Below are 14,205 nucleotides of genomic sequence, written 5' to 3'. Positions count from 1 at the left end.
CGACGGCGGTACGGGAGGGCATCGTATGGCGTGGCTGCTGGTCGTGGTCGCCGGGCTCCTCGAGACGGGCTTCGCCGTCTGTCTCAAGCTCTCGCACGGCTTCACCCGCCTCTGGCCGACGATCGCGTTCTGCGCGTTCGCGCTCGGCAGCTTCGGGCTGCTGACACTGTCCCTGAAGAAGCTCGACGTGGGACCCGCGTACGCGGTGTGGACGGGCATCGGAGCCGCCGGGACCGCCATCTACGGCATGGTCTTCCTGGGCGATCTCGTCTCCACCCTCAAGATCGTCTCCATCACCCTGGTGATCGTCGGCGTGATAGGGCTCCAGCTCTCCGGCTCGGCCCACTGACCAGCCCTGGCCGCCACGGCTTCGGCGGCGAGCCGCCGGCTTCGGTGCGCTCAGGCCAGCACCGTGCGCACCATATGGGCCACATCCGCCGCCGGGGCGGGCGCCACCACGTACGACAGGGCCAGCCTGGCGACCGCCTCACAGGCCAGCGGCAGCTCCACCGCACCGGTCGGCCAGTCGCTCGCCAGCAGCCGCACCGCCCGGTCCCGCGCCTGGCCGAGCAGCTCGCCCGGCGCGGGCAGCGGCCCGGACGACGCTGCCCTCCCGGACGGTGCCGTCCTTACGGGCGTCACGGGCGTCATGGGCATCGGCAGCCGGTCGTTCCAGCAGCCCGTGAGCACCGCCCGCACCAGCGGGTTCTCGGTCGCCGAGCGGACCGTCCACACCGCCGCGGCGGCCAGCCGCTCCCTGGGCGCCACCGCGCCGGGCGCCCCGGTCAGCGCCCGCTCGACCCCGCGCAGATACGCGTCGGCCTCGCGCCGCACCAGGGCGCGGGCGAGGCCCTCCTTGCTGCCGAACTCGTTGTAGAGGGTCTGCCGGGAGACCCCGGCCGCCGCCGCGACCTCGGCCATCGTGACCCTCGGCCACGGACGGCCCTCAAGGGCGGCGAAGGCCGCGTCGAGTAAGGATTCACGCGCTGTGGGCATCGTCGCCTCCAGAGCGGCCATCGTCGCCTCCCGGCCGGGCATGTGCCCGACAGAATTGACGGACCGCCAGATGAAGTCAAGAGCCCGGTCGACAGCCCCGCGCGGGCCGACCCGCCCGGTCCGAGGCCCTGGTCATCCGGCCCGGAGCACTGGTCATCCGGCCCGGGACCCAGGTCATGCGGAGTCGCGTGGCTCCGCCGCGCCGTGTCTCGATACTGTTCGGCCATGCCCGACTACCACGATGACCTGCGCCTCGCCCACGTCCTCGCCGACGCCGCCGACTCGGCCACCATGGAGCGGTTCAAGGCGCTCGACCTCAAGGTCGAGACAAAACCCGATATGACGCCGGTGAGCGAAGCCGACAAGGCGGCCGAGGAGCTGATCCGCAGCTCCCTCCAGCGCGCCCGGCCGCGTGACGCGGTGCTGGGCGAGGAGTTCGGCAGCGAGGGCAGCGGTCCGCGGCGCTGGGTGGTCGACCCGATCGACGGCACCAAGAACTATGTGCGCGGGGTCCCCGTCTGGGCCACCCTGATCGCCCTCATGGAGCGCGGCGAGGGCGGTGACCGGCCGGTGGTCGGGGTGGTCTCCGCACCGGCGCTGGGGCGCCGCTGGTGGGCCGCCGAGGGGCTGGGGGCGTACGCCGGGCGCAGCCTGTCGTCCGCGACCCGGCTGGCGGTCTCGCGGGTGAGCCGGCTCTCCGACGCGTCGTTCGCCTACTCCTCGCTCAGCGGCTGGGAGGAGCGCGGCAAGCTGGACGGCTTCCTCGATCTGACCCGCGCCTGCTGGCGCACCCGGGGCTACGGCGACTTCTGGCCGTACATGATGGTGGCCGAGGGCTCGGTGGACATCTGCGCCGAACCGGAACTGTCGCTGTGGGACATGGCGGCCAACGCGGTGATCGTCCAGGAGGCGGGCGGCCGCTTCACCGGACTCGACGGCGTACCGGGTCCGAACAGCGGCGACGCGGCGGCGTCCAACGGGCTGCTGCACGGGGCGATGCTGGACTATCTGCGGTCCTGAAGGGGCCCTCAAGGCGGCGCCGAGGATCACCGGGCGCGAACCGGAGTGGGAACCGAAGCGCGGGGCGCGCTGAGCGGCAGATCGGCTTCCGCGCGCCCTTGTTGCCCCTTCCCAGGCATGTGAACATGAGAATCCACGACCTTGTGAACTTGTGCATCCATTCACAGGCGCCTCCGGCGCCGGGCATTCGCGAATGGATTCCCCAAGGAGGTGGCTCCATCCATGCCCATGCACGTCCGTGACGCCATGAGCTCGGTGGTCCTCACCATCGGCCCGGCCCATACGCTCCGTCAGGCCGCCCGGCTGATGTCCGCACGCCGGGTCGGATCGGCCATCGTGCTCGATCCCGACACCAGCGGCCTGGGGATTCTCACCGAGCGCGACATCCTCAACTCCCTGGGGGCGGGCCAGGACCCGGACCAGGAGACCGCGCACGCCCACACCACCGCCGACGTCGTCTTCGCCGCCCCCGGGTGGACGCTGGACGAGGCGGCCCGCACGATGACCCAGGGCGGCTTCCGCCATCTGATCGTCCTCGACGCGGGCGACCCGGTCGGAGTGGTGTCGGTGCGCGACATCATCCGCTGCTGGGCCCCGGCGCCCGAGCCGGTACCGGCCTGAGGCACCCCCCGGGCACACCGCGCCCGGCACGCGGCGCCCGGCACCCGGCACCCGGCACGCGGAGAGGCCGGAGCCCAGTGGCGTCCGGCCTCTCCGGTGGGTACGGCAGGCGTCCGTCAGCCGCGCAGGGCCTGGACCGCGGCCTCCAGCCGCTTGCCGTAGTCGGCGTCCGCCTTGCGGAAGTTCTCGATCGCCCGCTGTGCGATGTCGTCGCGGGAGACCTTGGCGATGTTCTGCGCCAGGTTCTCGATCAGGCGCTCCTTCTCCTCCTCCGACATCAGCCGGTAGAGGTTGCCCGCCTGGACGAAGTCGTCGTCCTCGGCGTGCGAGGGCGCCTCGTGGTCACCGGTCAGACCGGAGACCGAGGACGGCTGCCACAGCGGCCGGTCGGTCTGCGCCGGACCGCCGAAGCTGTTGGGCTCGTAGTTCTTGGCACCCGCGTGCCGGCCGTCGTACAGGAAGCCGTCCCGGGCGTGGGTGCGTGCCTCGGCCGCGTGCGGACGGTTCACCGGCAGGTGGTCGGCGTTGATGCCGACGCGGTAGCGGTGCGCGTCGCCGTACGCGAAGAGGCGGCCCTGGAGCATCTTGTCCGGGGACGGGCCGATGCCCGGCACGAAGTGCGCCGGCGAGAAGATCGACTGCTCGACCTCGGCGAAGATGTTCCGCGGGTTGCGGTTGAGCTCCAGCTTGCCGATCTCGATCGGCGGGTAGTCCGCGTGCGGCCAGACCTTGGTCAGGTCGAACGGGTTGAAGCGGTAGTTCGCCGCCTCGGCCGCCGGCATGATCTGCACCTGCACGGTCCAGGTCGGGAAGTCACCGCGCTCGATGGCCTCGCGCAGATCGCGCTGGTGGCTGTCCGGGTCCAGACCCGCGGTCTCGGCCGCCTCGGCGGTGGTGAGGTTCTTGATCCCCTGGTCGGTCTTGAAGTGGTACTTCACCCAGAAGACCTCGCCCGCGGCGTTGTTCCACTGGTAGGTGTGCGAACCGAAGCCGTCCATGTGGCGGTACGAGGCGGGGATGCCGCGGTCGCCGAACAGCCAGGTCACCTGGTGGGTGGACTCGGGCGAGAGCCCCCAGAAGTCCCAGACGTTGTCCGCCTCCTGCGAGCCGGTGTACGGGTCGCGCTTCTGGGTGTGGATGAAGTCGGGGAACTTGATGGCGTCCTTGATGAAGAACACCGGGGTGTTGTTCCCGACGAGGTCGTAGTTGCCGTCCTCGGTGTAGAACTTCAGCGCGAAACCGCGCGGATCGCGCACCGCGTCCGCCGCGCCGAGGTTGCCGGCCACCGTCGAGAAGCGCAGGAACGTCTCGGTCTGCTTGCCGACCTCGGAGAGGAACGCCGCGCGGGTGTACTTCGTCACGTCCGCGGTCACGGTGAAGGTGCCGTACGCACCGGCGCCCCGTGCGTGCACGACCCGCTCCGGGATCCGCTCGCGGTTGAAGTGGGCGAGCTTCTCGATCAGGTGCTGGTCCTGGATGAGGACCGGACCGCCGGCGCCCGCCGTCTCGCTGTTCTGGTTGTCCGCCACCGGAGCCCCGGACTCCGTGGTCAGCGGACCAGTGATGTTGTCCTGGACCGTCACGTGCGCCTCCTGCGTACTCGCATTCTGTCCCTGGTCTGGGGCTGGCATCGATCCTACATTGGACATTGTCTAAGTCAAGAAGCGTTGGAGAGTGATACCTGATCTGGTCAAGGACTCACCCGCTGCTACCCTTGTCCTTATCTGACTGATAGGTGAATGGCATGAGTGACCTGCTGGAACGGCTCAGGGGACGTGGCTGGAGGCTGACGGCGCAGCGGCGTGTCGTCGCCGAGGTCCTCGACGGGGACCACGTGCACTACACCGCCGACGAAGTCCACGCACGGGCGGCCGAGCGGCTGCCCGAGATTTCCCGCGCGACCGTCTACAACACCCTCGGCGAGCTCGTCTCGCTCGGCGAGGTGGTCGAAGTCAGTACGGACGGCAGAGCCAAGCGCTACGACCCCAACGCCCATCACGCGCATCAGCACCTGGTGTGCGCGCGCTGCGGCATGATCCGTGATGTCCACCCGTCCGGCGACCCGCTCGCCGACCTGCCCGCACAGGAGCGCTTCGGCTTCGCGATCTCCGCGGTCGAGGTGACCTACCGGGGGCTGTGCCCCGACTGCGCGGCCTGAGGAACGGCGCGACGGCCCCGGGACCGGACGAGCGCGACAAGCAGGACGAGCGGCACAAGCAGAACGGTCAGGACCACGGCAGAAGCGACAGACGAAAGGCCCGGATCCCTGAGGATCCGGGCCTTCGCCGTGGTAGCGGGGACAGGATTTGAACCTGCGACCTCTGGGTTATGAGCCCAGCGAGCTACCGAGCTGCTCCACCCCGCGTCGGTGTGCACCAACCTTAACCCGGGGCGGACGACACGAGCAAACCGGTTACCGGCGGGACGCCCGCCGGTGGCTCCGGGCCGGGGATCCGGCCCGGAGCGCTACGCCGTGAGCTCCTGCTGGAGCGCGTCCCACAGCCGTGCCGCGCGCTCGGCGACCTCCGCGGGGCCCAGCTCGACCGCCCGCGCACACCACCGCTGCCCCTCGGCGAGGGCGCCGCGCCGGGCCGCGAGCAGCGCGAGCCGCAGCGCGGCCCGGCCGTGCCCGGCCTCGGCGGCGCGTGTCCACCACAGGGCGGCCTCCGGCTCGCTGCCCTCCCGGGCCAGCAGCAGCCCCAGGTTGAAGGCGCCGTTGCTGCTGCCCGCCTCGGCCGCCGCGCGGTACCAGCGCGCGGCCTCGACCACATCGCCGCGCGCGGCCGCGAACATGCCCACGCGCACCTGGGCCCGCCGGTGACCCTGGCGCGCGGCGCGCTCGTACCACTCCTCGTACTCGGAGACATGCGGCCCGGAGCCGTCGTCCGGCGGCGGGATCGGGAAGCGCGTCCCGGACGAGCCGAAGCCGGTGCCGGTCGCCGGATCGCCACCGACCGACGAGCGGTCCAGCAGCGCGGCCAGCCGGAAGGCGCCCTCGGCGCTGCCGCCCCCCGCGGCGCAGCGCAGATGGCGCTCGGCGCTCTGGAGGTCGCCCTCCCGCTGGAGGGCGAGACCGACCTGCAACGCGGCCTCGGTGTGCCCGTCGGCGGCGGCCCGCTCGTACCACTGCCGGGCCGCCCGCTCCTCGCCCCGGCCCGCGTACAGGATGCCCAGGTTGAACGCGGCATCGACGCTGCCCGACTCGGCCGCCTTGGAGAACCACGGCTCGGCGCCCGCCGCGTCGCCGCGCTGGAGCAGCAGCACGGCGACCGCGTTGGCGGCCTCGCGGTGGCCCGCGTAGGCGGCGCGGCGGTACCACTGCTCGGCCTGTGCGGTCCGGCCCTGCTCGGCGCAGAGCAGCCCGAGGTTGTAGGCGCCGTTGATGTCCCCGGCGTCGAGCGCGGCGCGGTACCAGCGCTCGGCGGTCTGGGGCTCGCCCCGGTCGGCGTGCAGCGCGCCCAGCGCGTTGGCGGCGTTGCCGTCGCCGTCCTGGGCGGCGCGGTGCCACCAGACGGCGGCGCTGTCGGTGTCGCCCGCGTCGCGCAGCAGGAAGCCCAGCGCGCAGGCGGCACGGGCCTCACCGTCCTTGGCCGACATCAGGTACCAGCGACCGGCCTCCTTGGTCTCCCCGCGCTCCTCCAGCAGCGTGCCGAGGTGGAGGGCGGCGCGGCGGTGGCCGCGCGCGGCGGCCTGCCGGTACCACTGCTCGGCCTCCTCCCGGCCCGCCCTGCCGGTCCCCTCGGCTCCCTCGGTACCGTCAGGGCCCCGGTCGTCGAGGATGCGGGCGAGCCGGTACGCGGCCTCGCGGTGGCCGCGCTCGGCGGCCGCGCGGAACCAGCGCTCGGCGCCGATGTCGCTGCGGTGCTCCAGCAGATCGCCCAGCGCGTACGCGCCCAGGGTGTGCCCGGACTCGGCGGACTGGCGCAGCCAGTACTCGGCGGCGGGCTCGTCGCCCCGCTCACGGTGGTGGCGGCCCAGCGCGTGGGCCGCGGCGGCGGATCCGGCGACGGCGGCGATGCGCCACCAGCCGGCCGCCTCGTCGGCGTAGCCCCGCTGGTGCAGCAGAACACCGAGGTTGTTGGCGGCGGCACGGTCGCCCGCCGCGGTGGCGCCCCGCAGATGCGGTTCGGCGCCGTCGAGGTCGCCGCGGCGCAGCAGCAGCGCGCCGAGTGCGCTCATCGCGCCGGTGTCACCGGCCTCGGCGGCGCGCCGGTGCCGGGTCTCCTCCTCGGCATCGTCGTGCGTGTGCGCAAAACGCCCTGTCTCCAACAGACTGACCCTGTCCCCCATAAATCCCATCGTGGCATCACCCGCATCCGGCGTACACCTGGTATACCGCAGCCGAGGAGGTCACTTCAGCGTTTTGTCGACATGCCCACAGAGAGACAACCCAAACGCTTGTATCCGCATTCCCCGAGTGGACGCTCATACAACACACGACAAGGCCCGGATCCTTGCGGATCCGGGCCTTGTCTGTCAGTAGCGGGGACAGGATTTGAACCTGCGACCTCTGGGTTATGAGCCCAGCGAGCTACCGAGCTGCTCCACCCCGCGTCGTGTTACGACCACCGTATCACGACGCGCGGGACCGGCCGCCCGGCCGTTCTCCCAGGTCGGCAAGGGTCAGCTGCCCTTGTTGCCGGAGCCGGAGCCGGAGCCGTCACCGGCGCTCTGGCTCTGTGGCTGGTTCTGCTTCTGCCCCTGCGTGTCGGCCGCCTTCTGCTCCGCCTTGGCGGCGCGGTCCAGCGCCTTCCTCAGCTCCTCCTGGGCCTTGCCGTACGCCTCCCAGTCCTGCGGCTGCTTCTGGAGCGCGTCCTGGGCGTCCTGATAGGCGTCCTGGGCGTCCTTGAGGGCTTCCTTGACCGTCGGGTTGGTGCTCGACGGCGGTTCCTCCTGGCCGCCGTCGCCCGGTGGCTGCTCCTCGGACGACTCGCCGAAGACGGCGTCCAGGGCCTCGCCCAGGGTGTCCTTGAAGACGGTCTCCTTGCCGTAGGAGACGCCCACCTTCTTCAGCAGCGGGTAGTTGGCGCTGCCACCGCGGGCGTAGACCGGCTCGATGTAGAGGAAGCCCTTCTCCAGCGGAACGGTGAGCAGATTGCCGTACTCGATGTCGGAGTCGGTGCCCCTGAGGTTCCGGACGAACTCGGCGACCTCCGGATCACCGTTGAGCTCGCTCTGCACCTGCTGTGGACCGGGCACGTTGGAGGTGACCTTCAGCAGTCTTATCGTGCCGTAGTCCTTGCTGTTGGCATCGGCGTCGACCGACATGAACGCGCCCAGGTTGGGACGCCCGTTGGGGGTGAAGGTCGTCGTCAGCGAGAACGTCTGCGCCTTCTGGTCGGGCATCTTCATGCTGAGGTAGTACGGCGGTACCGCGTCCCCGTCCTTCTGCGTCGGGTCGTCCGGCACCTGCCAGGCGTCACTGCCGCTGTAGAACTGCTTGGGGTCGGTGACGTGGTAGCGGGTCAGCAGCTCGCGCTGGACCTTGAACAGGTCCTGCGGGTACCGCAGATGCTCCATCAGCTCGCCGCTGATCTTCTCCTTGGGCTCGACCGTGCCCGGGAACGCCTTCTCCCAGGTCTTGAGGACCGGGTCCTTGGTGTCCCACTCGTAGAGCTTGACGGTGCCGTCGTAGGCGTCCACCGTCGCCTTGACCGAGTTGCGGATGTAGTTGACCTTGTTCTGCTGCGCGACCACCGACCGGTCCCCGTCGCTCAGCGAGTCGGCCGTGCTGTCACCCAGGGTCGTCCGCGAGGCGTAGGGATAGCCGTTGGACGTGGTGTAGGCGTCGACGATCCACTGGATCCGGCCGCCCACCACCGCCGGATAGGCGTCACCGTCGATGGTCAGCCAGGGGGCGACCTTCTCCACGCGCTCCTTGGGGGTGCGGTTGTACAGGATCCGCGAACCGTCGCCGATCGCGCCCGAGTAGAGGATCTGGGGCTCGCCGAACGCCACGGCGTAGGCGGCGCGGTTGATCGGGTTGGACAGGCTGACCCCGCTCTTGCCCTTGTAGCTGGTGGTCTTCTCGCCGTTCTTCTCGTAGTCGAGCTCCTTCTGGGGGCCGCCGACTATCGAGTACTGATCGGTCTTCTCGCCGTAGTAGACCTGCTGCGTGTAGGTGCCGACCCCGCCGCCGCTCGAACCCTTGGTGGGCAGCCCGGACTCGGTGAAGTCCGGGGAGCCGGCCGGGTCCGCGTTGGGATCGGTCGTGGTGCCCTTCGCCGCCACGATGCCGTAGCCGTGGGTATAGGTGAAGTGGTCGTTGATCCAGTTCCGCTTGGGGATGCCGTTGAGGTTCAGCTCGCGCACACCGACGACGGTGTCCTGGTCCTTGCCGTCGGCACCCTTGTAGCGGTCGACGTCGAGCGTCGAGGGGAACTGGTAGTACTTGCGCTCCTGCTGGAGCTGCTGGAAGGTCGGCGAGATGACGCTGGGGTCGATCAGCCGGTAACTGGCCGTCGTATTGGCGGCCTTGCGGAGGGCCTCGCCGCCCTCGCTGTCGTTCTTGCCGGAGTAGTCCGCCACCTTGGAGTCATCGATGCCGTACGCCTGGCGCGTGGCCTCGATGTTCTTCTTGATGTACGGCGCCTCCTTGGCCTGCTCGTTCGGCTGGACCTGGAACTTCTGCACGATCGCCGGGTAGAGCCCGCCGATGAGGATCGCCGACAGCACCATCAGGCCGAAGCCGATCACCGGCAGCTGCCAGGTGCGGCGCCACAGCGTCGCGAAGAAGAGCACCGCGCAGATGGCCGCGATGCAGAACAGGATCGTCTTGGCGGGCAGATAGGCGTTGGCGTCCACATAGCGCAGACCCGTCCAGTTGCCCGTCGCCTTGAAGTCGCTGGACTTCACCGCGAGACCGTAGCGGTCCAGCCAGTACGCCACCGCCTTGAGCGCGACGAAGACACCCAGCAGCACCGACAGATGGCCGGTGGCGGCGGCGGTCGCACGGGCGCCGGGGCTGGTGACCCGCAGACCCCCGTAGAGGTAGTGCACCAGGGCCGCGGCGATGAGCGAGACCACCGTGGCCGCGAAGCCGAAGCTCAGCAGGAAGCGGTACCAGGGCAGATCGAAGGCGTAGAAGGCCACGTCCTTGTGGAACTGCGGGTCCTTCTGGCCGAACGGCACTCCGTTGACCCACAGCAGCCAGATGCGCCACTGGCCGGCCGCCGAGGCGCCGGCGATCAGCCCGACCAGGGCGGTGACCGCGAGCAGCACCCACTTCTTGAACGGGGCGATGCCCATCCGGTAGCGGTCCAGGCTCTGCTGCTCCATGGACATCGCGCTGAGCGGCGGCCGCAGCCGGTGCGCCAGCCAGATGTTGATCCCGACGGCCGTGGCCATCAGCACGCCGAAGACGAAGAACAGCCCGATCTTCGTCTTCAGCGTGGTACTGAAGACGGAAGAGTAATGAAGTGAGCGATACCAGAGCCAATCCGTCCAAAACCCGGCAAACATGACAAAGAGCATGGCCAACACGGCCAGCACACCCAGGGTCATGAGCAGGGTCCGGGCACGCCGGGACGGTCGACCGACTCTGATCCGCGGCCCCGTCGGGCCTCCGCCGCGGTCCGGCATCTGGAAAGCCAAGGTGCGCACCTCGAAGTTCGCTGTCGATTGAGGGACCCTGAACTCCAGGGCCCACCTGATGCAACTTACTCAGGCTTTACTCAGTTCCCGTTTCCGGGTCCGAACAGGGCACGATATGAACCATGTCCAACGCAACCCCCGCCTCCGGCCCGCTGGCCTCGAATCCACTGACCCGAGCCGTCCTCGAGATCGACGAATACGCCTCGGGGATCGGCTGGGACCAGCCCGCCCGGCTCTTCGCACTCGTCGACACCGCCCGGCTGCGCACCGAGGAGCCCGGCCTCGCCGCCCAGCTCGGCCTTGACGAGGACGGTGCGGAGACCGCCCCCCTGACCCCCATTGAGCAGGACGAGCTGCCCTCCGGCGCCCCGCTCGACGAGTTCCTCGCCACCATCGCCTGGCCGGACGCCGTGACCGGCTGCGCGCTGACCGTGGAGCGGCAGATGCTGCCCCCGTCCGCCGAGAGCTCTGTGCCCGAGAACCTGGACGAGGCCGAGCTGGCCACGTGGGTCGCCGACCACCCGGACCGTCAGGAGGTCCGGATGACCGTCGCCGTGCTGCGGGACGGCACCCGTGAGTCGGCCCTGCGGCTGCGGGAGAAGGACTCCCCGACCGAGGTGCTCACCGGGGCCGGTCTGGTGCCGGGCCTGGCGGACGCGCTCGCCGCCACCTTCGCCACCGACTGACTCCCCCGACCGACCCCTCGACGGGGGCGCCGCTCAGTCCGTCGTGCACTTCGGCAGACCGGCGGTGTCCCCCTTACGGATCTTCTCGAGCGCCTTGAGGGCGTCGTCGATCGTGTGCACCTTCACCAGCCGCAGCCCACTGGGCACGTCCTTGGCGGCGGCCGCGCAGTTCTCCTTCGGCGTGAGGAAGAAGCGGGCGCCCGCGTCGCGCGCGCCGATCGTCTTCATCTCGATCCCGCCGATCGGGCCGACCGTGCCCTTGTCGTCGATGGTGCCGGTGCCCGCGATGAACTTCCCGCCGGTGAGATCCCCGGACGACAGCCGGTCCACGATCCCCAGCGCGAACATCAGACCCGCGCTGGGGCCGCCCACATCCGCCAGCTTGATGTCGATCCGGAACGGGAAGGTGTAGTCGACCCCGGCCTGGATGCCCACGATGGCGCGGGAGGCGCCCTCGTCCGCCTTCGTGGTGGTGATGGTGACGCGCTCCTCGCCGGTGGGCTCCTTACCGCGCTTCTCCGCGGCGGCCGCGTCCTTGGCCGGGACGACCGAGAAGACCACCTTCTGGCCCGGCTTGTGCTTGGTGACCAGCTTGGCGACGTCATCGGGCTCGCCGACAGCCGTGCCGTCCACCGACTTGATCACATCGCCCGCGTGCAGCTTGCCCTGGGCCGGCGCGCCCTTCTGCACGGCGCCGACGATCACATGCGCGGTGACCGGCTTCTTCAGCGCCCGCAGCGCCGCGACCTTGGCGGACTCCTGGGACTGGGTGAACTCCTCGGCGTTCTGCTGGTCGACCTCGTCCGGGGTCTTGTCGTCCGGGTAGAGGGTGCTGTGCGGCACGACCACGTCATCGTGCGCCAGCCAGCCGTAGACGGCCTCCACGAGGTTCATCCGGTACTCGGAGCCGGTGACGCGGACCGTGGTCATGTTCAGGTGGCCACCGGTGGTCTCACAGCCCTTGTGGCCGGAGATCTGGAGCACGCACTCCCCGTTGTGCTCACCCAGGGTGTTGTACGTCGGTCCGGGCGACATCTCCGCATACGGCACCGGGATCAGCACTCCGGCGCAGAGCAGCGCGATCAGCATCAGAAGGGAGGCGAGCATCGTCGCGGTGCGGCGTGGCATGGAACGACAGTACGGGACGCGTCCGTCAGTCCACCGTCGGGGCCGTCCGTACGAGGGGCGGCGCGAACGGGGGCGCGATGTCAGACCGCGGCGTCCGAATCGTGGGGCCGGCGCTCCATCGCCTCGCGGAAGCGGGCGTATCCGGCCAGTTCAGCTACATCCCCCCCGGTCTTCCGGGTGCCGGCTCGGGCGGCTATGCCGGCGTATATGGCCGCGGCTATCGCTGCGAACAGCGGAATCAGCAACCAGAGAAGCGCACCCACAGCAGCCTCCCGACCCCTTGGAACATCGCGACGCGAGGACCGCGACTGACAGATGAGCAGATTAATCCTCTGCACCGTCAACGCTCACGGCAGGGTGCGGGTTACGCAAGTGGAGTACACCCTTCCGTGCCTAGCGGCCGTATGCCCACTACGCCCCGACCCATTCCTCGGTGCCATCGGCGAACGTCTGGTGCTTCCAGATCGGGACCTCGCGCTTGAGATCGTCGATCAGCCGGCGGCAGGCGGCGAACGCCTCCGCGCGGTGCGGGCAGGAGACGGCCACCACCACGGCCAGATCGCCGATCACCAGGTCGCCCACCCGGTGCACGGCGGCCAGCGCGCGCACCGGGAAGTCGGCCGCCACCTTCTCGGCCACCCGGCGCAGCTCGGCCTCGGCGGTCGGATGCGCGGAGTAGCCGAGGGCGCCGACCTCCGCGCCACCGTCGTGGTTGCGCACGGTGCCCACGAACAGCGCCGTGCCGCCCGCCGCCGCATCGCCCACCGCCCCGAACACCTCGTCCACGGACAGCGGTGTGTCACGGACGGCCAGCAGCCGGATGGGGTCGGCGGCCGCGAGTTCTCCGGGGTGATCGTACGCATGTGCCATGTCGTCCATCGTGCCGTACCGTCCCGCCCTCGTGGAATGAATGAAACAACCGGATATCGAATCCCGGAAAACATCTTCCGGCCGCGTCCTCGCCAGGCCCTCGCCGCCAGACCCTCGCCGAGCCCTCGCCGAGCCAGGTGGTGCACCCTCCGGCCGGGCCGCGTCAGGCCCGGCGGCGCGCCTTACGGGCGCGGCGCACGATCGCCGCGGTGCCCACCAGGGCCACCGTCGCGCCCGCGGCGCCCAGCGTCGTGGCATCCTTACGGCCCAGGCGCCGGCCGGCGACCGTATGGCGGCCCGCGACCTCCTCCAGCAGCTCCGCCAGGACCTCCTCGTTGGTCCAGCGCGGCCGCCAGCCCGCCGCGTGCAGCCTGCTGCCGCTGACCGCCCAGGGGTGCATCGTGTACGCGAGGTCTCCGGCCGGGGACGGCGTCAGACCGAGCCGGTGCAGCCGGGAGGCGGCCCCCAGGGCGACCGCCGACGGCAGCTCCATGCGCCGGATGCCGGACAGCTCCTCGACCTCCTCCTGCTCCAGCCAGCCCTCGCAGCCGACCGCGAGCTCGCCCTCGACCTTCTCCAGGGCGGCGTACTCCAGGGCGCCGACCAGGTCCTCCACATGACAGAACTGCCAGGTGGGACGGGACCCGGCGACGACCAGCAGCCGCGGTGACTCGAAATAGCGGGTGAGCGCGGTGTCCGTGCCGCCGACCAGGACCGCCGGGCGCACCACGGTCACGTTCAGCCCCGGATGCGCCCGGGGCGCACGCTCCCCCAGCCGCTCGATCTCCAGCAGATCGCCGACGCCGGTGGCCTCGGCGGTCGCCCTCAGCTCCGCGTCCTCGGCGAGCGGCACGTCGTTGTCGGGCAGCGCCCCGTAGACCATCGCGGAGGTGCACAGCACCACCCGGCGCACCCCCGCCGCCGCGGCGGCCGTCAGGACGGTCTGGGTGCCGCGCACGTTGTAGGCGGTGCGGGCGGCGGGGTCGGTGCCCAGGTCCAGGTCGACGGCGAGGTGGACCACCACATCCGCGCCGCGCAGCTTCTCGGCGATGGCCGGATCGCGGACGTCCAGCACATGCCACTGCGCCTCGGTCACCTCACCGCGGCGTTCATCGATGGCCAGGACCTGCTTGACCTCTTCGGACTCCGCGAGCCGCTGCGTGAGCAGGGCACCTGGGCCCGAGGCGGCACCGGTCACCGCCACGACGGGGCGTCGTGCGGCAGGGGCCGTATCGTTTCGCGCAACGCGAACTTCTCGGTCTGGGGAACTCACCGGGCGTCTCCAGCGGTT

12 protein-coding genes and 2 tRNA genes are annotated in these 14,205 nt (G+C 70.6%); 5 read left to right on the top strand and 9 right to left on the bottom strand.

The window, feature by feature from the left end; genetic code table 11:
* The first annotated feature begins 25 nt into the window (after positions 1-25).
* A complete protein-coding gene (locus PS467_RS27125; protein WP_065964228.1) occupies positions 26-349 on the top strand; it encodes a DMT family transporter in 324 nt (107 codons plus the stop codon).
* A 50-nt stretch (positions 350-399) separates the two neighbouring features.
* On the opposite strand, the gene PS467_RS27120 is transcribed toward PS467_RS27125, so the two are convergent.
* Positions 400-996 (bottom strand): TetR/AcrR family transcriptional regulator, encoded by a 597-nt coding sequence (locus PS467_RS27120; protein ID WP_311037431.1) that lies wholly within the window; start codon positions 994-996, stop codon positions 400-402.
* Between the two features lie 225 nt (positions 997-1,221).
* Here PS467_RS27120 and hisN point away from each other — a divergent pair, with 225 nt between their 5' ends.
* Positions 1,222-2,016: a histidinol-phosphatase gene (hisN, locus tag PS467_RS27115; protein WP_268974308.1), complete on the top strand. Its 795-nt coding sequence runs from the start codon at positions 1,222-1,224 to the stop codon at positions 2,014-2,016.
* A 228-nt stretch (positions 2,017-2,244) separates the two neighbouring features.
* Positions 2,245-2,637, top strand: coding sequence for a CBS domain-containing protein (locus PS467_RS27110; RefSeq protein WP_268977115.1), 393 nt, complete (start codon positions 2,245-2,247; stop codon positions 2,635-2,637).
* Positions 2,638-2,753: 116 nt separating this feature from the next.
* Here PS467_RS27110 and PS467_RS27105 read toward each other — a convergent pair whose 3' ends face one another.
* Positions 2,754-4,268, bottom strand: a complete 1,515-nt coding sequence (locus PS467_RS27105) for a catalase (RefSeq protein ID WP_311037430.1) — start codon at positions 4,266-4,268, stop codon at positions 2,754-2,756.
* A gap of 113 nt (positions 4,269-4,381) precedes the next feature.
* Between PS467_RS27105 and PS467_RS27100 the strand changes: the two genes are divergently transcribed.
* Complete coding sequence (locus tag PS467_RS27100) at positions 4,382-4,795, top strand: Fur family transcriptional regulator (RefSeq protein WP_268974306.1); 414 nt, start codon at positions 4,382-4,384, stop codon at positions 4,793-4,795.
* Positions 4,796-4,925: 130 nt separating this feature from the next.
* Here the strand turns inward: PS467_RS27100 and PS467_RS27095 are convergent.
* The 4 genes from PS467_RS27095 to PS467_RS27080 form a co-directional block, all read right to left on the bottom strand.
* Positions 4,926-5,002, bottom strand: a tRNA-Met gene (locus PS467_RS27095).
* 101 nt (positions 5,003-5,103) lie between these two features.
* Positions 5,104-6,936, bottom strand: a complete 1,833-nt coding sequence (locus tag PS467_RS27090) for a tetratricopeptide repeat protein (RefSeq protein ID WP_311037429.1) — start codon at positions 6,934-6,936, stop codon at positions 5,104-5,106.
* Between the two features lie 181 nt (positions 6,937-7,117).
* Positions 7,118-7,191: transfer RNA gene (locus PS467_RS27085), tRNA-Met, on the bottom strand.
* Between the two features lie 69 nt (positions 7,192-7,260).
* A complete protein-coding gene (locus PS467_RS27080; RefSeq protein WP_311039969.1) occupies positions 7,261-10,218 on the bottom strand; it encodes a UPF0182 family membrane protein in 2,958 nt (985 codons plus the stop codon).
* 134 nt (positions 10,219-10,352) lie between these two features.
* Between PS467_RS27080 and PS467_RS27075 the strand changes: the two genes are divergently transcribed.
* On the top strand, positions 10,353-10,916 hold the full coding sequence (locus PS467_RS27075) for a PPA1309 family protein (protein WP_311037428.1): 564 nt from the start codon (positions 10,353-10,355) through the stop codon (positions 10,914-10,916).
* A 33-nt stretch (positions 10,917-10,949) separates the two neighbouring features.
* Here the strand turns inward: PS467_RS27075 and PS467_RS27070 are convergent, their stop codons facing one another.
* The 3 genes from PS467_RS27070 to PS467_RS27055 all read right to left on the bottom strand — a co-directional run bounded on the left by PS467_RS27070 (position 10,950) and on the right by PS467_RS27055 (position 14,187).
* Positions 10,950-12,044, bottom strand: coding sequence for a YlbL family protein (locus PS467_RS27070; RefSeq protein WP_268974303.1), 1,095 nt, complete (start codon positions 12,042-12,044; stop codon positions 10,950-10,952).
* A 411-nt stretch (positions 12,045-12,455) separates the two neighbouring features.
* Positions 12,456-12,914 carry a molybdenum cofactor biosynthesis protein MoaE gene (locus PS467_RS27060; RefSeq protein ID WP_432280636.1) on the bottom strand — a complete coding sequence of 153 codons (459 nt, stop codon included), beginning with the start codon at positions 12,912-12,914 and terminating at the stop codon, positions 12,456-12,458.
* Between the two features lie 163 nt (positions 12,915-13,077).
* A complete protein-coding gene (locus PS467_RS27055; protein ID WP_268974301.1) occupies positions 13,078-14,187 on the bottom strand; it encodes an NAD-dependent epimerase/dehydratase family protein in 1,110 nt (369 codons plus the stop codon).
* Positions 14,188-14,205: the final 18 nt, after the last annotated feature.

The sequence above is a fragment of the Streptomyces luomodiensis genome, from assembly GCF_031679605.1.
Taxonomy (GTDB): Bacteria; Actinomycetota; Actinomycetes; order Streptomycetales; family Streptomycetaceae; genus Streptomyces; species Streptomyces luomodiensis.
The sequence above is the reverse complement of the archived record's forward strand: the minus strand, read 5'-3'. Positions and strand labels throughout refer to the sequence as shown.